Origin of the sequence: Bacillus sp. MHSD_36 (assembly GCF_030757775.1) — a bacterium.
Lineage (GTDB): Bacteria > Bacillota > Bacilli > Bacillales > Bacillaceae_G > Bacillus_A.
The window spans coordinates 269,115-292,900 of sequence record NZ_JAVBIS010000004.1 but is presented as its reverse complement, the minus strand read 5'-3'; the positions used below and the strand labels follow the sequence as shown (position 1 = coordinate 292,900).

Here is a 23,786-nt window from a genome sequence, read left to right as displayed (position 1 = left end):
ACATATGGATACGGTAACATTAGCAAGAGCATTTTTCGGTTCTTCATTAGCATTCCACATTATCTTTGCAACACTTGGTGTCGGGCTTTCATTGATGATTTTTATAAGTGAAATACTCTATCACTGGAAGAAAGATTCCGACTACGCCATTATGGCGAAAAGATGGACGAAGGCGTTTGCCATCCTTCTCGGTGTAGCAATTCCGACTGGAACAATCGTTGGTGTACAAATCTCACTTCTTTGGCCTGGTTTTGCCAAAATTGTTGGGCAGGTTATTTCTGTTCCCTTTCAAATTGAGATTTTCGCCTTCTTTTTAGAGGCTTTGTTCATGTCCATTTATGTATATGCAGCTGACAAACTCCCTCCATTCATGAGATTAATCTCATTATTTTTCGTCATGATTGGTGCCACGGCATCTGCCGTGCTTATTACATCAGCAAATACATGGATGAATACACCAGCAGGCTTTTCAATGGGGCCAGATGGATCAGTTTTTAACGTTGATCCGTGGAAAGCTTTCTTTAATCCGAGTTTTGGCACGAGCGCATTCCATGTTGTGATTACAGCCTACGCAACTGGAGCTGCTGTCATTGCCTCTATCGCTGGATTTAAATTATTAAAGAAGAATTTAAGTGAACGTGAAGTGGCGTATCATAAAAAAGGACTGCTGTTAGGACTCGTTGTGACATTTATTACAGGTGCTACGATGTGGCTTTCGGGACACGAATCGGCAATTGCCTTACATAAGCATTCCCCTGAAAAACTTGCATCTGCTGAAGCTTTATTTGAAACGACATCACATGCACCGTTATCAATTGGCGGCGTTGTAGATCCTAATACACTTGAACTAAACTATGCACTAGAAATTCCGAACATGCTTAGTCTACTAGTGGGACTAGACCCTAGCACCGTCGTAAAGGGGCTAAAGGAATTTCCACAAGAAACATGGCCACCATTTTATACACATACACTATTCAATTTAATGGTCGGCACCGCTGCCTTCACCTTTGCAGTTGCAGCAATTGCCCTCTTATATTGGTACTTTGTTTATCGGAAAAAAGGTGCAGAATTACCGAAGTGGCTTCTTTGGGGAGCTGCTGCGTGTGGACCAATTATGATGCTCGGCATTGAATTTGGATGGATTTTTAGCTGTAGCGGTCGTCAACCGTGGACAATATATGGTATGCAACGTACAGTCGACGCTTCTACACGCGCTGATTTTGTCGGTCCTTTATTCATTCTATTCATCATTTTATATATTGGACTCGGTATTTTAACTGTTTTTGTACTACGGACATTCTTTAAGAAACATCCGCTTACAAATGATTTACATCACGAAGGAGGCGATTCTCGTGCATGAGGAAAGTATTGCAATTATCATCTTATGGGCCCTTATTTTCGTTTACAGTATATTAGGGTCCATCGATTTTGGGGCAGGTTTTTGGGGCATGGTATACGCAAAACATCCAACACTCGCTGCTAAGCTTGCCAACCGATACTTATCACCAACTTGGGAAGTAACAAATACATTTCTCGTCTTTGTCGTTGTCGCTTTTCTCGGTTTCTTTCCGAAAGCAGCTTTCACCCTTGCGACAGTCATGTTCGTACCAGTTATGTTAATTTTAATACTCATTGCAATTCGCAGTACATTCATGGTATTTGCTTACTCTCTGCCAAAATATCAGCATCTTCTTCGGGTTATTTCAGGTATTACCGGGCTCTTAATTCCAGCTTTATTAATTACCGTTTTACCCGTTACAGAGGGGGCTTATATTACAATGTCTGAAGGAAAAGAAGTACTCCTGTATGGAAAGCTTCTTTCTAGCCCAGTGATCTACTGTTATATGCTCTTTGGGCTAACTTCGGAACTATTTCTCTCCTCTCTCTTTCTTGCTGATTTTGCGAGAGAGCAAGGTTCAGAAGATTCGTATAGAGTTTATAGAAGAAACGCCATCATACTTGGTCCTGCAACACTCGTTACGGCGATTATCGCTCTCGTTGTAATGGACCCAGAAACACACTGGCTTATGCAAGGACTCATAAAGCAGTTCCCATGGTTTACAGTTTCTATCGTTTTATTCGTTATCGGGTACTCTTCTCTTTGGTGGACAAACAAGAAGTATGACTCACTAGGATACCCTCGCATTGCCGTTTTAGCAGTCGTCGCTCAATATGCATTTGCAAGTTACGCTTACGGTGTTGCACATTTACCATATATTATTTATCCTGATGTAACTGTATTTACAAGCTTTACAACGGTCGAAACATTCTATGCATTGCTTATTCTATATGCAATTGGGATTGCAATTTTATTACCAGGATTTATTTTCTTCTGGAATTTATTCTTGAAAGATCGAACTTTTTTGAAGGAAAAATAATATAGCATTAGGGTCTGTTCCAAAAGGAATTTTGGAATGGGCTCCTTTTGTCATGTTTTTTCGACAAGTTGATATATTTTAAAAATCACTAATATATTTTGAGTTACGCCGATAGATCTCCATAATCGCCCATATAAAATTCCTTTGCAATCTTACTGTCCCCCTAATTTATAGACTCCTCTCACAATAGTTATTTCACTATTCGTGACACTTGTCCTTTCGCTTGAAAAACACATATTCACTTTATACCATCATACGCCTAGTTCTTCCTATTCTTTGCTGAATATACTACCAGTACATACTTGAGACAAGCTATATTTGTTCAAGAGAAAATAGAAAGGTAGGTTAAATATGAGCATTGAAATATGGATTACTATTATTGTTTTCTTCTTAACGATGATCGTTATCTTTTGGCGGCCTCGCGGTTTAAATGAGGCGTGGCCAGCAGCAATTGGCGCTGGTATTATTCTGATTACTGGAATTGTATCCAAACCAGACGTCATAGACATTGTTAGTAAAATTGGTGGTGCCTCTATAACAATATTAGCGACCATCGTTATGGCGGTTATATTAGAAAGCTTTGGCTTCTTCCACTGGTCAGCAGCAAAACTTGCAAACTTAGCAAAAGGCTCTGGTCGTCGTTTATACTGGTATATTCAATTATTATGTTTTCTTATGACTCTTTTATTTAATAACGATGGTAGTATTTTAATTACAACTCCAATCTTAATTCTTCTTCTAAAAAACCTTCAATTAAAACCGCATCAACAAATCCCCTATTTATTAAGCGGTGCTTTAATCGCTACTGCATCTAGCGCACCAATTGGTGTAAGTAATATCGTAAACTTAATCGCATTAAATATCGTTCATATGACTCTTTATATGCACACAGCGATGATGTTTGTACCAGCAACATTAGGACTATTGTTTATGTCATGGCTTATGTATACAGTTTTAAAGAAAAAACTCCCAAAAAAATTGCCTATTTCTTCATATGATATCGAAGAAATATTCTTCACGAAAAACTTCCATCCGTTAAAAGGAACAAATTCAGTTGATACGAAACAGAAACGGACAAGATTCATGCTAAAAGTATTAGGCTTCGTCTTCCTTATGCGCTGTCTTCTATTCGTTGCATCCTTCTTATCCATCCCAATTGAAATTGTTGCCGTACTCGGTTCACTCATTCTTCTCATCTGGAGATGGTACTACTTACGAACGAATCCTGTCGACATTTTGAAAAAGACACCGTGGCACATTTTAATTTTCGCTTTCTCTATGTATGTCATTATTTACGGGCTCCACAACGCAGGGTTAACAGCAGCGCTTGTACAATGGCTTGAGCCAGTTGTAAACCAGCATTTACTTTACGCGAGCTTTACAATGGGTGGACTTGTTTCCCTCCTCTCGAACATCTTCAATAATCACCCTGCACTTATGATTGGGACAATCACATTAACAGAAATGGGACTAGATCCAATCACTTTAAAAACGATCTATCTCGCAAACATTATTGGTAGTGACATCGGTTCACTACTATTACCAATCGGTACGCTAGCTTCCCTCATTTGGATGTATATCCTGAAACAAAACAAAATTAAAGTAAAATGGAAAGACTATTTAAGTGTATCCCTTATCGTTATCCCACTCACAACCGTCGTCACATTATTCCTCTTATTCTACTGGGTACATCTCTTCTTCGCCTTATAAAGTGAAACTTTAATCAGTGGGAGTTTTGTTCATCCCCCACTGATTATTAGTTGAACCAATCGGGCTTTTACGGGCAGTTGCCCCCCCACCTAACTTCTTTGCTTCCGCTGAATTTTGAGGTAGGGGTCTTACTGCCCGTTAATGCGGGATAAACGACAGAAGCCCGCTTTGCTACCGTCTTAGCAAAGCGGGCTTCTTCTATATTTAAGTTAGGTACTACAGTGTGATCAATCAAGTAAAGAGGTGTAACATATTATTGGTATAAATGACTACCTGTTTCTTTAAATTCTTTCGCTTTCTCTTTCATTCCTTTTTCAATTGCTTCTGTCGTTTCTAAATCATTTTCTTTCGCATATTCACGAATATCATGTGAAATTCTCATACTACAAAACTTCGGTCCGCACATGGAACAGAAATGAGCTGTTTTCGCACCTTCTGCTGGCAATGTTTCATCGTGATATTCCATCGCACGTTCAGGATCTAAAGATAAATTAAATTGATCGCGCCAACGGAATTCAAAGCGAGCTTTTGAAAGTGCATCATCACGCTGATGAGCCGTTTTGTGCCCTTTCGCCAGGTCAGCCGCATGCGCTGCAATTTTGTACGTAATAACTCCTGTGCGTACATCATCTTTATTCGGTAAACCTAAATGTTCTTTCGGCGTTACATAGCAAAGCATCGCCGTTCCAAACCAGCCAATCATCGCAGCTCCAATTGCGGATGTAATATGGTCATAACCTGGTGCAATATCTGTCGTTAACGGCCCAAGTGTATAGAACGGCGCGCCCTGACAAATATCAAGTTCTTTCTCCATATTCTCTTTAATTAAGTGCATCGGTACATGCCCAGGTCCTTCAATCATCACTTGCACATCATGTTTCCAAGCGATCTTCGTTAATTCACCAAGTGTTTCAAGCTCAGAGAATTGCGCTTCGTCATTTGCATCTGCAATCGAACCTGGACGTAATCCATCTCCAAGAGAGAACGAAACGTCGTACTGCTTCATAATTTCGCAAATTTCTTCAAAATGAGTATACAGGAAGTTTTCTTTATGATGGAATAGACACCATTGTGCCATAATCGAACCACCGCGTGAAACAATACCTGTCGTACGCTTTGCGGTAATCGGAATGTAGCGAAGTAATACGCCCGCGTGAATTGTAAAGTAATCAACGCCTTGCTCCGCTTGCTCAATTAACGTATCACGATACACTTCCCACGTTAAATCTTCTGCAATTCCATTTACTTTCTCCAGCGCTTGATAGATCGGTACAGTTCCAACTGGTACAGGCGCGTTACGAATAATCCACTCACGTGTCGTATGAATATTTTTACCTGTAGATAAATCCATAATCGTATCTGCACCCCAGCGCGTTGCCCACGTCATCTTCTCTACTTCTTCTGCGATAGAAGAAGATACAGCAGAGTTTCCGATATTTGCATTTACCTTCACGTGGAAGTTACGTCCGATAATCATCGGTTCTGCTTCCGGATGATTAATATTCGCTGGTAAAATTGCTCGACCTTCCGCGATTTCCTTGCGAACAAACTCAGGCTCTACTCCTTCACGGATCGCAACATATTCCATCTCAGACGTAATAATGCCATTACGTGCATAATGCATTTGCGTAACATTTGCACCTTGTTTCGCTCTAAGCGGTTTGCGACCCATCTGCGGGAAAACAGGTGTATGTTTCGAAGCCACCTTCACACCGTCATCCTCTGGTTTCACTTCGCGCCCTTCGTATGCTTCTACATCTCCCCGCTCTAGGATCCAAGAGTGGCGCGGCGCCTGCAGCCCCTTTTCCAGCTCCACTTTATACGCAGGGTCTGTATAAGGACCACTCGTATCATATACACGAATTGGCGGATTCGGAATGCCGTTCGTTTCACTTTGTTCAATCTCACGCATCGGTACTTTCATACCCGCGCGTGGCCCATCCACATATACTTTCTTACTTCCTGGTAAACTTGATTTCAATTCAATTTGCTCAGATGAAACAGATTGTTTCATAACCTTTGTTGCCCCCCTGTACGTGACAAGGACGAGATATGGCCAGCGTATGCCAAAATAAAAAGAGCCAGGTCCATAAAAAAATAAGGACCTGGCTCATAAAGACATCATTATGTAAAGCCGTTAACTTCCCTACGCTGGTACGAGCCAGATCAGGTCCAAAGGGTTAAGAAGTTCACGCGCTTCTCTCTCAGCCTACGCATACGTTAGGCACCCCTAGTTTATCACTGATTTAATTTTCAATACTTTCCCATCATACACGATAATCTGAAAAATGCAAAGTTTATTTCTTTTGTTGTTTATGGAATCATCCACGTTAAATAATATGCCTGTACATACGTCATAATACCAACAATAATTACGAAGAATAAACTATGCTTCACTGTAAAGCGGAATAAATCGGATTCTTTTCCAGCAAGTCCGACTGCCGCACAAGCAATTGCAATCGATTGCGGAGAAATCATTTTTCCTGTTACACCACCCGTTGTATTTGCTGCAACGAGAAGTACTTCAGATACACCGACTTGCTGTGCTGTAATCGCTTGTAAATTCGAGAACAGTGCATTCGCTGACGTATCAGAACCTGTTAAGAATACCCCAATCCAGCCCAGGAATGGTGAGAAGAACGGGAATAGTGCACCAGTTCCTGCAAGCGCTAACGCTAATGTAGAAGATAAACCAGAATAGTTTGCAATAAATGCAAATCCTAATACGAATCCGATCGAGAGAATTGGCATTTTAAGCTCATTTAATGTTTCTTTAAATGTCGCTACTGCATCTTTTGCGCTCATTTTCAAAATAAAGATAGAAATGATACAAGCAATTAAGATTGCTGTTCCTGTTGCTGATAATACATCAAACTTCAAAATTGCCTCGTAAGGCGTCGGTTTATTTACAATTGGCTCTGCTTTCATTACTAAATTGTGTAAGCCTGGAATTTCAAACTTAAACACGAGGCTTTCCAATGCGCCGCCTGGAGCAAATAACGCTTTAAAGAAGCTTTGACTCCAAATGACTACCATCACAGTTAAAATAATAAATGGAGACCATGCTTTTACAACTTTCCCTACTGTTAGTTTCGGCATAGATGTTGCCATCGTTGTCGCAGCTACTTCACTATTTGCTTGTTTAGACTGATAAATTTCTTTCGGCTGCCAAACTTTTAAGAATAGCGATAAACTCACTAAACTTACAAGTGCTGACGTAATATCCGGAAGTTCTGGTCCTAAGAATGTCGCTGTAATGAACTGCGTAATTGCAAATGAGCTACCCGCTACAAATAAAGCAGGCCATGTTTGTCTTACCCCTTTAAATCCATCCATTAAAAATACGATAAAGAACGGAACAAATAATGATAAGAACGGTAATTGATGCCCAGCCATTTGTCCAATTTTATGTGGATCAATACCTGTTACTTGTCCAGCAACTGTAATTGGAATTCCCATCGCTCCGAACGCTACTGGTGCCGTATTTGCGATTAAACAAAGACCAGCTGCATATAAAGGATTTAACCCAAGACCTGCAAGAAGCGCTGCTGTAATCGCTACTGGTGCACCAAATCCTGCTGCTCCTTCTAAAAATGCCCCGAATGAAAAACCGATTAGAATAACGAGTAAACGATGGTCATTCGTAATGGATAATACAGATGCACGAATTACATCGAATTGACCTGTTTTCACAGATATTTTATATAAAAATACCGACATAATGATAATCCAAGCAATTGGCCATAGTCCATATAAGAAACCATATCCAGTCGCTGCCATCGCCATTGTGAACGGCATTTTATAAGCGAATAATGCCACTAAAATGGTAAGTACAACTGTAATAAATCCTGCCACATACCCCTTCATGCGGAAAACTGCTAACGCTAAGAAAAAAAAGATAATCGGAATAAGTGCGACCGCTGCCGAAATCCAAATGTTTCCGAACGGATCATAAACTTGTGTCCATGTGTTCATTGTTCTCTCCCCCTAAAGAATCCCCTTTTAAATAGAATAACCTCATCAATAGACTATCAGGTCATCATACCTTTAAGCCTAAAATAAAAAAACGTTCAAGAAAACGTTTTCATTAATTTTATCACAACAAATTCCATTAAAAAAGATTTTTTTGAAAATTTTATTATTTAACATAGAAATCTTACAAAAACGTCACCTTTTTGTAATGTTCATCGATAGGAAGCTCGCCACATTTCCTGCATAATAAAGGTATAACAACGGATATTATTTATGAGGTGATATATATGAACGGAAACAAAATATTAGCAGCTTTATCATACTTTAGTGTATTATTTGCCCCTATCTTATTCCCTATCATTGTGTGGATTGTGGGCGATTCTGAAACGAAACCACACGCAAAACGCGCTCTATGGACACACATCATTCCAAGCATCGCGTCATTTATTGGCATTATTATTCTAGGGATTATGGGGGTCGGATCAAATCAACCAGACGTAACACTTGGCATTGGAACAATGATCGTCTTATGTATTTGCGGCATTATTAGCTTATACTACTTCATTTGGAACATCGTAAAAGGCATTAAAGTACTGAAAGATTAAGTTTAAACAAACGTTTGATTAAAACAGCACATTGATACGACAACCTTTTAATAAGAAAAAACGTCCCAAAAGATCTTTTGGGACGTTTTTTATCTTCTGCGTTTTTTCTTTTTTCTCATCATTTTTTTGCGGCGCGTATTCACTTTATCCGCTATAATGTGAAGCGTACTTGCTACAACAATTCCCATTACGAACGTTACAATTTCAACCTCATGTTCCTTTGTCATTTCTATTAAATTCCCATCAAACGCAATTATATTTAATAGGAATAAAAACGGAGAAAACACAATTAACATGTATGCAATACGTATTACATCACCAAGTATAATTGTATGTGTAAAGAAGGAGCGATGCGGCATAACCTTCTTATACGGATACCAAAATATACGCAGGAATCCCCATTTATTATACGCATTACTATACGTATCTAAATCCGGTGTTAAAAATGTAGTACCTACTAGAAAACCAATTGCAAAAGTTAATAAAAAATCAAAATTTGTTAATCCATACGAAAAGAGCATAAACAAAACAACCGGAAGGGATATTAAGTTTATTTTCGTATGCGTTCTTCCTGATGGCATAATGCACTTCCTCGCTTACGTTTGCCCTGTCACTACATGACAGTTCTCACCTATTGATCTAATTTCTGATCGATAAAGGATGTGTCTATATCCGAACCAAACCATTCTGCCAACTTCACTCGTGCCTTATCTTTCACATCTTCATTGACGTATAACGATGCTTGTAATAGCGCAGCCATTAACGCCCCTAAATCATCCGTATAACCAATTCCAGCAACGAAATCTGGAATCGCATCAATCGGTGCAATAAAATAAGCAAGTGCTCCAATTACAATAATTTTCACTCGTTTTGGAACATCCGGTTTCTGCAAAACGTAAAACAATAATAAACTTGCATAAATAACCGATTGTCCTGCTTGTTTTGCAACATGTTTCACTTTCTTCCAAAACGCTTCAACTGAAAATTTTTGTTCCATGTAAAAGCCTCCCTATTTTTTAAAAGAAATAAGCTACAATATGTTATCAGTAAAAGTTCATCAAAATTACACATAATCTATCAATGAACTTTCATTGTAGCAAATAAACCGAAAAAGAACAAGTGTTCGTTAATTTTTCACATACTTCCCTTCATATAATAGGTTTCTAGATAACCAATTACCCATTGTCATTTCTTATTTCTCAACAAGAAAATTTCACTTTCACTTAACATTCTGCTCTACCTTTGTTATATTTTCTAGTTGACGGGCATATAAACGAATGTTAAAGTTTTCTCTGGTAGTGACAAATCTCATACAAAAAATGTAAAATGTTATAGTGTTTCTCAGAAATGAATTTTGTTGTATAATACAGAAATGACGTTATGCTTATGAGTAACACAAAAAACTAAAAGGGTATGCATAGTTATAGTCGTATATGGGTGAATATAGAACCTCTAATTATGGCCAAGAAAACTATGTATTTTTTATTTTAGCATTTTTCGCTCCAAAATCGACCAAGCCTGATAGAGAAAGGGTGGAAATGAATGAAAGAAACTTTGAAATCACAATTTCAAAATGTGCGTTTCACTGTATTCGTAGCTTTAGCTTTATGGCTGAAGACGTACCTTATTACACGCACAAGCTTTGATTTAAAACTTGAATCTTTCATGCAAGAATTCATTTTATTCCTTAGCCCATTAGCAGCATCATTACTGCTTGTTGGTCTTGCATTATTTGCAAAAGGGAAAAAACGTAACTATATAGCACTTGGAATTAATTTTGTTTTAACAATCGTTCTTGTTGGTAACGTAATGTTCTACGGATTCTATAATGACTTCGTTACTTTACCAGTACTAGGACAAACATCTAACTTTGGAAGTTTAGGTTCTAGTGTGAAAGAATTGTTTAACTACAAAATCATCCTTGCATTTGCTGATATTATCGTATTCTTCATTTTATTGAAGAAGATGAAGAATTTTGCACCGACAGAACGTGTAGCACGCCCAATGCGTTCCCTATACTTCGTGTCAACAGTTGCTATTTTCTTCGCAAACTTAGGACTGGCAGAAGCTGAGCGTCCTGAATTATTAACACGTTCATTCGACCGCGTTATGCTTGTTAAAAACTTAGGTTTATATGTACACCAAGTGTATGATCTTGGCTTACAAGCAAAATCAAGTTCACAAAAAGCCTTTGCTGACGGTAGTAAATTACAGGAAACAGAGAACTATGTAAAAACAATACAAAGCAAACCAGATCCAAATATGTTTGGTACTGCAAAAGGGAAAAACGTAATTGTTGTCTCTCTTGAGTCATTACAAACATTCTTAATTGGTGCAACAGTTAACGGACAAGAAGTTACACCATTCTTAAACCAATTTACGAAAGAAAGTTATTACTTTGATAACTTCTTCCATCAAACTGGGCAAGGAAAAACATCAGATGCTGAATTCTTAGTAGATACTTCAATGTATCCGCTAGACCGTGGTGCCGTATTCTTCACACACGGTAATAATGAATATACAGCAACTCCAGAAATTTTACGTGAGCAAGGATATCACACATCAGTATTCCACGCGAACAACGCAACATTCTGGAACCGTAACATTATGTATCCGGCACTTGGTTATGATCGTTACTACAACGAGCTTGACTACAAGATTACACCAGAAACAAAATTAAATTGGGGATTAAAAGATATCGAATACTTCGATCAATCTATCGATATGTTAAAAGAAGTGAAGCAACCGTTCTACACTCGCTTCCTTACTTTAACAAACCATTACCCATTCACTTATGATGACAGCACGAAATTAATCGATGAATATAATTCTGGCGATGGCGTATTTGACCGTTACATGGTAACTGCTCGCTATTTAGACGAAGCAATGAAACACTTTATTGAGCGTCTAAAGGCAGAAGGCATTTACGACAACTCAATTATCGTATTCTACGGTGATCACTACGGTATTTCTGAAAACCATAACCGTGCAATGGCACAATTCCTAGGAAAAGAAGAAATCACTGCATTTGACCATATGAACTTGCAAAAAACACCGATGTTTATTCACGTTCCAGGTCAAAAAGAAGGTAAAACAATTTCAAAACCAACTGGTGAAATTGACATTAAACCAACAATTCTAAACTTACTTGGTGTAGATTCTACAAATCAAATTCAATTTGGTCATGATGTATTCTCACCAGAAAATAAAGGATTCGTTGTTCTTCGTGACGGTAGCTTCGTTACAGATAAGTACATGTACACGAACAGTACATTCTACGACCGTACTACTGGTGAAGTTGTACAGCTACCAAAAGAAGAATCTCAACCACTCATTGATCGTGCCCAAAATGAATTGAACATGTCTGACAAAATCATTGAAGGTGACTTACTTCGCTTCTCTGAAAGTAACAAGACCAAAACTGGTGAAGTAAAGACAGCTATTAAAGAAGAAAAGAAGAGCGCTGAGTAATCTCAGCCTCTTTTTTTATATTTCTCCATACACTTACTTATATTCATTAACTTTAACATTACATAACCTTTACTAAATATTCACATGGAGTTAACGAAAAATCTCTATAATAAAATATGTAAACGAGGTTCTCTATATTTCTTATCTCTCATCTGTAAGAAGATCCCTTAAAGAAATATGTGAATCGTTTATTTCTACTTTCTTATAATTGTCTTTCAACATGTTTTGTTTCCATACACAAAACATTCAATAAGACGATGTCCCTATGAAAGATAGCTACCCTCCTTGTGCAGCATTCCATAAGAATGTTGCTTTTTTTTATTGAAAGGCAGGATTCTTATTTCTTATTTTCGAATTTGTATATACAAAACGCTCTAAATCACCACTACTTCTCTACCATTTACAAATACATATACGTCATATGTAAAGAAGTACTTACATAAAAATTACTATAGTGATTTTTATTCCAAATGAATTCAGGTTTCACTTTACTTATGTACTTACGAAAGGATGGGACGAAAATTGGCATATGAAAGATTTGTACTTTGGAATGATGCAGTTATTGATACAACAAAACAAAAAACGTACATAGAGCTCGAAGAAAGAGGCTTACAATTTGGAGATGGTGTCTACGAGGTTATTCGCCTATATAAAGGGAACTTTCACTTATTAGATCCGCATATCACAAGATTATATCGCTCCATGGAAGAAATAGAATTAACACTTCCTTTCTCAAAAGCAGAACTGATTATCCTACTTTATAAACTAATCGAAAATAATAATTTCCACGAAGATGGAACGATTTATTTACAAGTATCTCGTGGTGTACAAGCTCGTACCCATACATTCTCATATGACGTCCCTCCGACAATCTATGCCTATATTACAAAGAAAGAAAGACCAGCGTTATGGATTGAATATGGTGTACGTGCTATATCAGAACCGGATACGCGCTGGCTACGCTGTGATATCAAATCATTAAATTTATTACCCAATGTATTAGCTGCTACGAAAGCGGAACGCAAAGGTTGTAAAGAAGCTCTTTTCGTACGAAATGGTACTGTAACTGAGGGAAGCTGCTCGAACTTCTTTCTAATCAAAAATGGAACTCTTTACACACATCCAGCTAATCACCTTATTTTAAATGGTATTATTCGTCAATATGTCCTTTCTTTAGCGAAGACCCTTCGCATTCCTGTACAAGAAGAACTTTTCAGCGTTCGTGATGTTTATCAAGCGGATGAATGTTTCTTTACAGGAACAACGATTGAAATTTTGCCAATGACTCACCTTGATGGAACCGCAATCCAAGATGGCCAAGTTGGCCCTATCACAAAAATGCTGCAAAGGTCATTTTCTCAAAGCTTGTTACACTCCAATATGTCATCTTCTTAAACACAAATCATTTCTACACTTTCTACATTCAATATATGTATTTAAATGGAAATCAAGGTATAGATTTATGCCTTGATTTTTTTTTGTAATCTTTTTGTCATATTAAGATTACCGCATAAGTCTTGACAGTAATCGACATGCTCTTTAGAATTTTTAACAGTTGGTAAATATTTCTTCACTACATTACAGACAGAAAGGAATCGACAAATTATGAAAAAATACCTTGCCGGTCTTGCGGCAGTGTCTGTAGCAGGAGGAGCAGCCCCTACACTTGATAGTGTTCAAGCTGCCCCTGAACAAAATACACAAAAAGCTGCTACAACTGTCCAAGCTTATGCATCAAACAGCTCATCTTATACGGTAAATGCTAGCGTATTACATGTTCGTGCAGGATCAAGTACTTCTCACGACATCATCTCTCGCGTTTATAACGGTCAATCTTTAAACGTGATTGGCGAAGAAAATGGTTGGTTCAAAATTAACATTAATGGTAAAACAGGCTTTGTTAGTGGCGAATTCGTATCAAAAAATGGAGCAAGCAATTCTAATGTAAGTACAACAGGTGGAAAGAATAAAGTTACTGCTGATGTATTACGTGTACGTACCGCTCCTAACACTTCTAGTTCTGTTTCAGGACGTGTATATGAAGGACAAACATTAAACGTAATTGGCCAAGAAAATGGTTGGGTGAAAATCAATCATAATGGACAAGTTGGCTATGTAAGTAGCGAATTCGTATCTGGTGTTTCTTCTAATGCAGGTTCTTCAAACAACAATACGAATAATAACAACCAAGAATCTGTAAAACCAGCAAGCGGAAACTATACAGTAAATGTATCTTCCCTTCGTGTCCGTACAGGTCCTAGCACTTCTCACACAACTGTAGGTTCTGTTACAAAAGGACAAGTCGTACAAGTTGTTGGCGAAGTTCAAGATTGGTTCAAAATCAATTATGCTGGACAAACAGCTTACGTAAGCAAAGACTACGTAACAAAAGGCGGTTCTAGCGATAACGTTACACAAGGAAACAACCAAAATAATAATCAAAACAATAATGTAACTGTTCAAACAGGTGGTACTTACGTTGTTAATGCAACATCTCTACGCGTTCGAACAGGCCCTGCTACTTACCATAGTGTAATTGGTGGCGTATTAAATGGTACGACATTAAATGTAATTGGATCTGAAGGTAGCTGGTTTAAAGTTAACTATCAAGGAAAAACAGGCTATGTTAGTAGCGAGTTCATGAAATTCGTTAAAGGTGGCACTACTACTCCTGAGCAACCAAAACAACCTAATCAAGGTGCAATTGGTGACTACTACATTAATGCTTCTGCATTAAACGTACGTAGCGGCGAAGGTACAAATTATAGAATCATAGGCGCACTTCCACAAGGACAAAAGGTTCAAGTAATCTCTGAAAACTCTGGATGGAGTAAAATTAACTACAATGGTCAAACTGGTTACATCGGAACACGTTACCTTTCTAAAACACCAGTTGGTGGCGCAGTAGATAATAAGCCTAACAATAACCAAAATAACAATCAAAATAATAACAACAATAATACGGGCAATAATAGCGGTGACAGTTCTTCTATACTTGCATATGCAAAATCAATGCAAGGTGTACCGTACGTTTGGGGCGGTACTTCTGCTAACGGTGTTGACTGTAGTGGTTATATCTATCACGTATTTAAGAAATTTGGCCATAACATTAGCCGCCAAAGTGTTGTAGGATATTGGAGCAGCTTACCAAAAACTTCAAGCCCACAACCAGGCGACTTAATTTATTTCCAAAATACTTATAAATCAGGTCCTTCTCATATGGGTATTTATCTTGGGGGCGGATCATTTATCCAAGCTGGAGATAAAGGTGTAGCAATTGCTTCACTAAGTAACTCTTATTGGAAGAGTCATTTCTTAGGATACACAAAAGCACCTTAAGTTATATTTTTAGAGCCTTCTAGATTACTAGAAGGCTCTTTTTAATATGTATAACCTATTTTCACGAAAAAATAATGTATCTATTTTTCTATTTCATACACTATATTCTACAATAATGACCCATAACGTTATCATAATGTATATTTTTACATAAAAAACATAACCTATTTCATGTCTATTTATTTTATATGTGTTTTTTTAAAGAATTTTCTTTTTATTTAAACTTTTCGTTAGACGTTTGACCTCTGATGTCCATTATGATAAGTTACTTAAGATGTTATATTCGTAAACGTATAGACAACCGGTTTATACACTTTTTTACTATGAGGAAGGAGCATACACTGCATGAATCTTTTATGGGGAATTGGCGGCGTGATTGGAGTACTAGCAATCGCTTTCTTACTATCTTCCAACCGCAAAGCTATTAATTGGCGCACAATTTTAATCGCGCTAGCATTACAAATGTCATTTTCATTTATCGTATTACGCTGGGATGCCGGAAAAGCAGGTTTAAAACACGCTGCAGATGGCGTTCAAGGATTAATTAATTTTTCTTACGAGGGAATTAAATTCGTTGCTGGAGATTTAGTCAACGCAAAAGGCCCTTGGGGATTTGTTTTCTTCATTCAAGCACTACTTCCAATCGTATTTATTAGTTCATTAGTAGCAATCTTATATCATTTCGGTATTATGCAAAAATTTGTTAGTGTCGTTGGTGGCGCATTAAGCAAACTTCTTGGAACTTCTAAAGCAGAAAGTTTAAACTCAGTAACAACTGTATTTTTAGGACAAACTGAAGCTCCAATCTTAATCAAGCCTTACTTAGCACGTTTAACAAATAGTGAATTCTTCACTATTATGGTAAGCGGTATGACAGCTGTTGCTGGATCAGTTCTTGTCGGTTATGCAGCAATGGGTATTCCGTTAGAACACTTATTAGCAGCAGCAATTATGGCGGCTCCATCAAGTTTATTAATTGCGAAGCTAATTATGCCAGAAACAGAAAAAGTAGATAATAACGTTGAACTTTCTACAGAACGTGAAGATGCAAACGTTATTGACGCAGCGGCACGTGGTGCATCTGAAGGTATGCAACTTGTTATTAACGTAGCAGCAATGTTAATGGCTTTCATCGCATTAATCGCTTTATTAAATGGTCTATTAGGATTAATTGGCTCTTTATTCGATATTAAACTTAGCCTTGATTTAATCTTCGGTTACTTACTATCACCATTTGCAATCTTAATTGGAGTTTCTCCTGGTGAAGCGGTACAAGCAGCAAGCTTTATCGGTCAAAAACTTGCAATCAACGAATTCGTTGCATATGCAAACTTAGGACCACACATGGCAGAGTTCTCTGCAAAAACAAACTTAATCTTAACATTCGCAATCTGTGGATTCGCAAACTTCTCTTCTATCGCAATTCAGTTAGGTGTAACAGGAACATTAGCTCCTACTCGCCGTAAACAAATTGCACAATTCGGGATTAAAGCAGTTATCGCTGGTACATTAGCTAACTTCTTAAATGCAGCAGTTGCAGGTATGATGTTCCTATAAAAGTAACACAAAGCCCCTCCTCTTTCTAAAGAGGGGGGCTTTTTATTAAGCTCTTTATTTTTTCAATATATATTAAATACTTTATGTCGAAATATAAAAACATTATGATACAATAATTATCAAGTCTGTTTATTTTTTCTTGCAAAAGAGGGATACTACTTGTTGTTGCTCTCCAAAATAATGTAGTCATTTGGTCTATTTCTTAATAATTGTGCATACTACAAGTATCCTTGCATGAATTATCTTTAAGGAGGAAAGTTTTGTGAAAGATAACTTCTATAAAGTCCTCTCTATGTGGATTTTACAAATTTTATTTTATTTTACAACCGTACATGTAACGCAATATGAGCATGCTCTCATTTTTACAATCATATATGTAATTGTTAATGTACTATTTCTATTTTTGCCTGATAAAACTGCATTTGTTCTCTTCATATTAGGAACCATTACTTCGGTATTCTACTTATTCTACCAAGCATGGCTTTACTTATGGAGCACATCAGAACAATGGGAATACATTATTACTCACTTCCTAATGGCAGCAAACTTCTTCATTGTATATATCTCAACTCATTTATTAAAGAAAGTTATTCATGAAAATAAAGAATTAACTGAACGTGTGAGAATGTTAGAACAATACATTGGCGAATCTAAATTATTAACAAGACAAGAATTTGAAAGACGACAAGCATTATTAATTAATGCAATGAATCGTCGTAATGAAACAGGCGTTATGATTTATTTTGACTTCACTTCCTTTAGTAAATATACGAAAGAAAGTGTTATGGATCGCGTAGCTTCATTATTAGTTGGAACGGTAAGAGCTGACTTTGACCTTGCTGCTGAATACGATACTAATACGCTAGTTATTCTATTACAAAACACAAATGAAACCGGTGCTGACATTGTAATGAACCGCCTAAAACCAAAAATGGAGCAATGGCTTGCTGCTGAGGCAATACAAGATATAAAAATTTCACGCGAGCAAATTGGGAACAAAGGACAGACGTTATTATGATGACACTCGTTATACTTCTTTTATTCCTTCTATTTTGTGTACTCGTATTTTGGATTAGCATTACATTTTCGATTAAGTATGTACTTATTTTTACAGCCTTTCTATTCTCTGGCTTACTCGTTTACTATTCTTTCTTAACACTCGCAGGTTTAGTTCACCGAAATAGTAAACGAAAAGATCGTACGCTAGAACATTATCCAAGCGTCGATATTTTAATACCTGCCCACAATGAAGGGGTTGTTATTAAAGATACTTTAGAGGCGATGGCAAAGATTGAATATCCAGGTAAACTAACTGTTTATTTATTAAACGATAACTCACAAGATGAGACACCTGAAATTGGTGATGATTTTGACAAAGCTTATGCTCATATTCGTCACATTCGTGTTCCGCCTGGTGAACCAAAAGGGAAATCACGTGTATTAAACTATGGTCTTAGTATTTCAGATGGCGAATACTTCTGTGTGTATGACGCTGATAATCAGCCTGAACCACATGCACTACGAATGCTTGTAGAACACGCTGAAACAACTGAAGATGCTGTTGGAGCTGTTGGTCACGTTCGTACTGTAAATGAAAACAGAAACTGGCTAACACGAATGATTTCGTTGGAATTTCAAATCTTCCAGCTCCTTATGCAATCCGGACGCTGGCTACTATTCCAAACAGGCTCACTAACAGGAACAAACATGCTTCTTCGTCGCTCTGCATTAGAAGAACTTGGCGGCTATGATCCTTATGCAATTGCAGAAGACGCTGAATTAACATTACGTATTACACAAAAGGGCTATCTCTTACCGATTGTGCCGGAATCAATTACATGGGAACAAGAACCGGAACATTTAAAAATCCTTATTAAGCAGCGTACACGTTGGCTCCAAGGGAACTTGTACATTTTAGAAAAAATGTTTTCTTCATTAAGTTTCTTTAAAGGAAAACTTCTCGTCCATTCTTTACAACAAGTTTTAGTGTATGTTGTATTTTGGTTATTCTTAATCATTTCGAACGTTTGGTTTGTAATTGGGTTACTCGGGATATTCCAAATTCAATATAGCATCCCGCTACTATTTATGTGGTATGTCGCATATATTACATATGTTTCTCAATTATTTAGTGCCCAGAGTGTGGAACGAACCTTTACACCAACTAATATTTTTATTAGTGTGATTATGTACTTTACGTACGCACAGCTCTTTACGTACTTATTCATTCGCAGCTTAATTTTATACTTACGTGCAAAGAGCAAGAAGCAAGTCATTGGCTGGGATAAAACAGTTCGATTCAAAAAAGATAAATAAAGTGAAACTTTAATCAGTGGTGGGGGCTTCATCCCCCACCTAACTTCTTTGCTTTCGCTGCATTTTGAGGTGGGGGTCTTACTGCCCATTAAAGCGGGATAAAAATAAGCACAGAGCGCCGTATGCTCTGTGCTTATTTATTGCCGTATAAATTATATATATCAGACAATACCCCTTAGCTGAAAGTAATTTCACGTCCATCCCCCAACGAACGATCGACCTTCATTTATATACGAAAAAGTGATTGCTATTTTTGTAGAACCAATTGCTTCTCTTGCTGTTCTTTGCGCGTTTCAGTCTTAGGTTCCGTGCTTTCTTGGACACTACGATGTGCCACACGTTTCAAACAAATATGCTTCCACTTTCTTTCGTAACGTTTCATTATTCTAGATGTCCCCCTTGAATGCGCTTTAAAACTATTTGAAATCGCTTACAGGAAATAATATAGCACATATACATAAACGTGACAACACATTTCCGACAATTTTTTGTCAAAAATACAAATAGAGTTCGCAAAATATCGAATATTGTCGAAATGTACCGATTTTTCTTCGCATAAAAGGCATACTACTCACATAGTAAAGTATTTTATTTCCCTAACCTGTAATTAAAATTCCTTCTATATAAAATGAAACTTTAATCAGTGGGGGTTTTCTTCATCCCCCACTAATTATTAGCCCTCACCACTCGGACTTTAATGGGTAGCCCGCCCCCCTACCTAACTTCTTTGCTTTCGCTGCATTTTGAGGTGGGGGTCTTACTGCCCATTAAAGCGAGATAAAAAAGAGCTGATACAAAATCAGCTCTTTTTCCTTCTATTATTTATGACGCTTCATACGCCCTTCTTTTTGTAACTCTTTAAATAATGCTGCCATCATAAAGAAAATAACGAAGACGAATGGGAATGCTGCAATGATAGCTGCCGTTTGCAGTGCTTCTAATCCACCTATATATAATAAGATAGAAGCTAGGGCTGCTAAAACGATACCCCAGATCATTTTAATGCGGTTTGGTGGATTTAAACTACCATGTGTCGTTAACATTCCTAAAACGAATGTCGCTGAATCTGCAGATGTAATAAAGAATGTAGAAATAAGAAGAATAGCTAGAACAGATAAAGCTGATCCAAAACTTCCCATCTGATCAAACATAGCGAATAATCCTACTTCTGTTCCCATCTCTTTCACTTTTTCAAAGATATGAGCATCACCAAACAACTCCATATGAATACCAGTTCCGCCGAAAACAGAGAACCAAAGGGCACCAATTACGGTCGGTACGAGTAACACACCGATAACAAACTCACGAATAGTACGTCCTCGTGAAACACGAGCAATAAACGTACCTACGAAAGGTGACCATGCAATCCACCATGCCCAATAGAAAATTGTCCACGATTGAATCCATTGGTTTCCACCTTCATCTAATGGACTTAAACGGAAACTCATGCTTGGCAATTCCTGAATATAAGAACCAATCGTTGAAGTGAAATAATTCATAATAAAGTTTGTTGGACCTGCAAACAATACAATAATCATAAGTGCAAACGCTAAAATAATATTCGTATTACTTAAATATTTAATTCCTTTATCAAGACCTGTTTGCGCAGATAACATAAATAACACTGTTACGATTGCAATAATAACTAACTGAGTCGTTAATGAATTCGGGATAGATGTTAAATAACTAACACCACCGGCAATTTGTTTTGCGCCAAGACCTAATGATGTCGCAACACCAAATACAGTCGCAAAAACAGCTAACACATCAAATAAATGAGCGATACGCCCATGGTCCCCGCCTTTAAATAACGGACCTACTGTCGCACTAATCGTACTTGCTTTTCCTTTTCTAAAAGTAAAGTAAGCAATACAAAGTGCTACAAATGCATATAGTCCCCACGGATGTAATCCCCAATGGAAAAATGAAAAACGTAGTGCAAGACGTGCACTTTCCTCAGTTGCACTCTCTCCAAACGGAGGTGCATACAAATGGTTTAATGGTTCGGCAACGCCCCAGAAAACTAAACCGATACCCATACCAGCACTAAATAACATAGCAAACCATGTCATATAACTATAATCAGGCTCGTCATCATCTTTACCTAAACGAATAGAACCGTATTTCGAAACAATTAAAAAGATAGACACACCTAAAATAATAGAAACAGAAATAATATAAAACCATCCAAACTTACTAACTAATGCAGTTTGAATTGCGGTTGTTACATTTCCTAAGCTACCTTTTCCAATAATAGATTCGGGAATAATCCCCCAAATTGTAAATGCAATACATAATGTTAATGAAACGATGAATGTTTTTGTCAGTTTCCTCATCAAATCCCCCTTCGTAGGTTTTACTTTTTTAAATAACATAAATTCCGATATGTAAAATCGGATAGAAAACTATAATTTTACGGTGATTTTCTTACTTTCACCTTCATCAACTAGAATTCTTATGGACAGCCTTACCTTCCGTATAATCTTTTCACTCTGCAAGAGCTATAAGATCGAAATACTGCTGTCGAATTGTGCGAGAAAAATGCGGATGGGAATGTGTTTTCCCCAAAAAGGATGTGTTACAGATTTAAAAAAGGGCATTTTTCTTCCTTGCAACCCTTTCTTTGTTGTAACAATTATGCGGTTTTTTTGCTAGTATATAGCATGTGTTTATAGTTTCACAAACGAAATGTTTATGTTTATATAACTATATTACCCATAAAACGGTAAAATACTCAAGGAATGTAATCGTTTAGTAAACATCATGTAACACTACTGTAATATTTTTATTTACGCCGAAAAAATTATGTTGTATTAAATATTTTGAATATAAGTAGAAACCTACTAATCATATAGAATGAAAAACGCTTTCCTACATTTTTTGTTATATTACAGGATGTTAACGACTTATTACGAATGGTTTGTAATTGTGTGTTTTCCCCAAATCCGAAAAAATCTGTTGCTATAATGAGGACACGAAAACAAACGCAATGGAGGCTATCATGAAAAAATTAATTGGAATAGCAACAGCAGCAGTTTTTGGTCTTGGGATTTTCACATCATCTGCTAATGCAGAAACTGTTGTAACAACAGACGTACTAAATGTACGCGAAAACCCTACTACTGAATCAAAAGTTGTCGGTAAATTACTAAACGGTAATAAAATAGATGTACAAAATACAGAAAACGGATGGTCAAAAATCACTTTAGATGGTAAAGACGCATTCGTAAGTGCAGAGTTCACAAAAAGCATCTACTACGTAACAGCTAACGTATTAAACGTACGTGCTGAAGCGAACACAAACTCAGAAATTCTTGGGACGCTTAAGAAAGACGATGTAATCGAAACAACGAACCAAGTACAAAATGAGTGGTTACAATTCGAATATAACGGGAAAACAGCTTATGTTCACGTTCCTTTCTTAACAGGTACAGCACCTGTTATCGAGAAACAAGAACAACCTGCTCCTGCTAAAGCTGTAGCACCAGCTAAAGCACCTGTAGCACAAGCAAAACCAGCTGCTAAGCCTGCTGTAAAAGCTGCTGAAACTAACACACCTTCTGGTGGTCGTGAGTTAACAGTTGTAGCTACAGCATATACAGCTCATCCGAGCGAAAACGGTGGCACATACGGTGGCCGTGTATTAACTGCAATGGGTCATGACTTAACAGCGAACCCTAACATGAAAATGATCGCTGTTGACCCGAAAGTAATCCCATTAGGATCTAAAGTATGGGTAGAAGGTTACGGAGAAGCTATCGCTGGAGATACTGGCGGTGCAATTAAAGGTAACCGTATCGACATCCTACTTGGATCAGATAGTGCTGCTCAAAAATGGGGCCGCAAAACTGTTAAAGTGAAAATTTTAAAATAACCAATGACTGCTAAAGCTAGTTCTCTTTATTGAGAGCTGGCTTTTATTTTTTTATAATAGCTATAAAGGAGGCTATGCCCATGAATGTACAAGCAAAAGTAGACTGGATCGGTACACCAAAACCGTATATATATAAAGATGAAGTAACATACGACGCTACTTCCATTGACTTTTCACTCGCTGGTGATGACAATCGCTATAAATTAATTGTGCTCAAGTCTGAAGAAAATACACATTACAAACTTGTCCAATATGGAATCAAACCAGGCTCACAAAAGCCATTCCCTATCGACATTCCATTTGAACAAAACATGTTACCCATTATAGAACAAATATTACATGATCCATATGTACAAGCGATAGTAAAGGAAACGCGCTCATAATTGTAAAAAGGATATCACCTCGCCATATTTTTTCGGCTAAGTGATATCCTTTTTACTTTTCCTTCTTGAACACGAGTAGCGAAAAATATATCAATGATTTGTAACGAATTATCAATTTAACAACAAAAACGGTGTCGTTCAAAAATATTGAACAACACCTGTCCATCTCCATTCATAGTTA

General features: G+C 37.3%; 17 protein-coding genes and 1 riboswitch. Of the genes, 12 read left to right on the top strand and 5 right to left on the bottom strand.

Features of this window, described 5'->3' with window-relative positions; genetic code table 11:
- The first annotated feature begins 4 nt into the window (after nucleotides 1-4).
- From cydA to Q9B79_RS18580, 3 genes are all read left to right on the top strand, one after another.
- Nucleotides 5-1,360, top strand: coding sequence for a cytochrome ubiquinol oxidase subunit I (gene cydA, locus Q9B79_RS18590; protein WP_064476174.1), 1,356 nt, complete (start codon nucleotides 5-7; stop codon nucleotides 1,358-1,360).
- Nucleotides 1,353-2,378, top strand: coding sequence for a cytochrome d ubiquinol oxidase subunit II (locus tag Q9B79_RS18585; RefSeq protein ID WP_306186515.1), 1,026 nt, complete (start codon nucleotides 1,353-1,355; stop codon nucleotides 2,376-2,378). The genes cydA and Q9B79_RS18585 overlap by 8 nt, the downstream gene beginning before the upstream one ends.
- Nucleotides 2,379-2,729: 351 nt before the next feature.
- Nucleotides 2,730-4,088, top strand: coding sequence for an arsenic transporter (locus Q9B79_RS18580; RefSeq protein ID WP_306186513.1), 1,359 nt, complete (start codon nucleotides 2,730-2,732; stop codon nucleotides 4,086-4,088).
- Nucleotides 4,089-4,341: 253 nt separating this feature from the next.
- On the opposite strand, the gene thiC is transcribed toward Q9B79_RS18580, so the two are convergent.
- Both thiC and lldP read right to left on the bottom strand, forming a co-directional pair.
- Nucleotides 4,342-6,102 carry a phosphomethylpyrimidine synthase ThiC gene (thiC, locus tag Q9B79_RS18575; RefSeq protein WP_306186511.1) on the bottom strand — a complete coding sequence of 587 codons (1,761 nt, stop codon included), beginning with the start codon at nucleotides 6,100-6,102 and terminating at the stop codon, nucleotides 4,342-4,344.
- A gap of 112 nt (nucleotides 6,103-6,214) precedes the next feature.
- Nucleotides 6,215-6,330, bottom strand: a riboswitch (TPP riboswitch).
- A 71-nt stretch (nucleotides 6,331-6,401) separates the two neighbouring features.
- The gene (gene lldP, locus Q9B79_RS18570) at nucleotides 6,402-8,063 is read right to left on the bottom strand and encodes an L-lactate permease (protein WP_306186509.1); all 1,662 of its coding nucleotides are present in this window, start codon (nucleotides 8,061-8,063) and stop codon (nucleotides 6,402-6,404) included.
- Between the two features lie 284 nt (nucleotides 8,064-8,347).
- Between lldP and Q9B79_RS18565 the strand changes: the two genes are divergently transcribed.
- Nucleotides 8,348-8,665: a magnetosome magnetite crystal formation protein family gene (locus Q9B79_RS18565; RefSeq protein WP_306186507.1), complete on the top strand. Its 318-nt coding sequence runs from the start codon at nucleotides 8,348-8,350 to the stop codon at nucleotides 8,663-8,665.
- A gap of 89 nt (nucleotides 8,666-8,754) precedes the next feature.
- Here the strand turns inward: Q9B79_RS18565 and Q9B79_RS18560 are convergent, their stop codons facing one another.
- Nucleotides 8,755-9,246, bottom strand: a complete 492-nt coding sequence (locus Q9B79_RS18560; protein ID WP_306186505.1) for a metal-binding protein — start codon at nucleotides 9,244-9,246, stop codon at nucleotides 8,755-8,757.
- 50 nt (nucleotides 9,247-9,296) lie between these two features.
- Entirely contained in the window at nucleotides 9,297-9,662 is a 366-nt protein-coding gene (locus Q9B79_RS18555; protein WP_000435504.1) for a YkvA family protein, read from the bottom strand.
- Nucleotides 9,663-10,207: 545 nt separating this feature from the next.
- Here Q9B79_RS18555 and Q9B79_RS18550 point away from each other — a divergent pair.
- The 6 genes from Q9B79_RS18550 (at nucleotide 10,208) to Q9B79_RS18525 (ending at nucleotide 19,348) form a co-directional block, all read left to right on the top strand.
- A complete protein-coding gene (locus Q9B79_RS18550; RefSeq protein WP_306186502.1) occupies nucleotides 10,208-12,136 on the top strand; it encodes an LTA synthase family protein in 1,929 nt (642 codons plus the stop codon).
- 510 nt (nucleotides 12,137-12,646) lie between these two features.
- Nucleotides 12,647-13,531, top strand: coding sequence for a D-amino-acid transaminase (locus Q9B79_RS18545; protein ID WP_306186500.1), 885 nt, complete (start codon nucleotides 12,647-12,649; stop codon nucleotides 13,529-13,531).
- A 210-nt stretch (nucleotides 13,532-13,741) separates the two neighbouring features.
- Nucleotides 13,742-15,475, top strand: coding sequence for a C40 family peptidase (locus Q9B79_RS18540; RefSeq protein ID WP_306186498.1), 1,734 nt, complete (start codon nucleotides 13,742-13,744; stop codon nucleotides 15,473-15,475).
- A 345-nt stretch (nucleotides 15,476-15,820) separates the two neighbouring features.
- A complete protein-coding gene (locus Q9B79_RS18535; RefSeq protein WP_306186496.1) occupies nucleotides 15,821-17,032 on the top strand; it encodes a NupC/NupG family nucleoside CNT transporter in 1,212 nt (403 codons plus the stop codon).
- Nucleotides 17,033-17,294: 262 nt separating this feature from the next.
- Nucleotides 17,295-18,050: a dGTP triphosphohydrolase gene (locus Q9B79_RS18530; protein WP_306186494.1), complete on the top strand. Its 756-nt coding sequence runs from the start codon at nucleotides 17,295-17,297 to the stop codon at nucleotides 18,048-18,050.
- A complete protein-coding gene (locus Q9B79_RS18525) occupies nucleotides 18,047-19,348 on the top strand; it encodes a glycosyltransferase family 2 protein (protein ID WP_087959235.1) in 1,302 nt (433 codons plus the stop codon). Before Q9B79_RS18530 ends, Q9B79_RS18525 begins: the two co-directional genes overlap by 4 nt.
- A gap of 818 nt (nucleotides 19,349-20,166) precedes the next feature.
- Here Q9B79_RS18525 and opuD read toward each other — a convergent pair.
- Entirely contained in the window at nucleotides 20,167-21,684 is a 1,518-nt protein-coding gene (gene opuD / locus Q9B79_RS18520) for a glycine betaine transporter OpuD (protein ID WP_306186492.1), read from the bottom strand.
- 665 nt (nucleotides 21,685-22,349) lie between these two features.
- Between opuD and Q9B79_RS18515 the strand changes: the two genes are divergently transcribed.
- Together Q9B79_RS18515 and Q9B79_RS18510 are read left to right on the top strand one after the other, a co-directional pair.
- A complete protein-coding gene (locus Q9B79_RS18515) occupies nucleotides 22,350-23,222 on the top strand; it encodes a cell wall-binding protein EntA (protein WP_306186490.1) in 873 nt (290 codons plus the stop codon).
- Nucleotides 23,223-23,302: 80 nt separating this feature from the next.
- Nucleotides 23,303-23,605 carry a DUF3910 family protein gene (locus Q9B79_RS18510; RefSeq protein ID WP_306186487.1) on the top strand — a complete coding sequence of 101 codons (303 nt, stop codon included), beginning with the start codon at nucleotides 23,303-23,305 and terminating at the stop codon, nucleotides 23,603-23,605.
- Nucleotides 23,606-23,786: the final 181 nt, after the last annotated feature.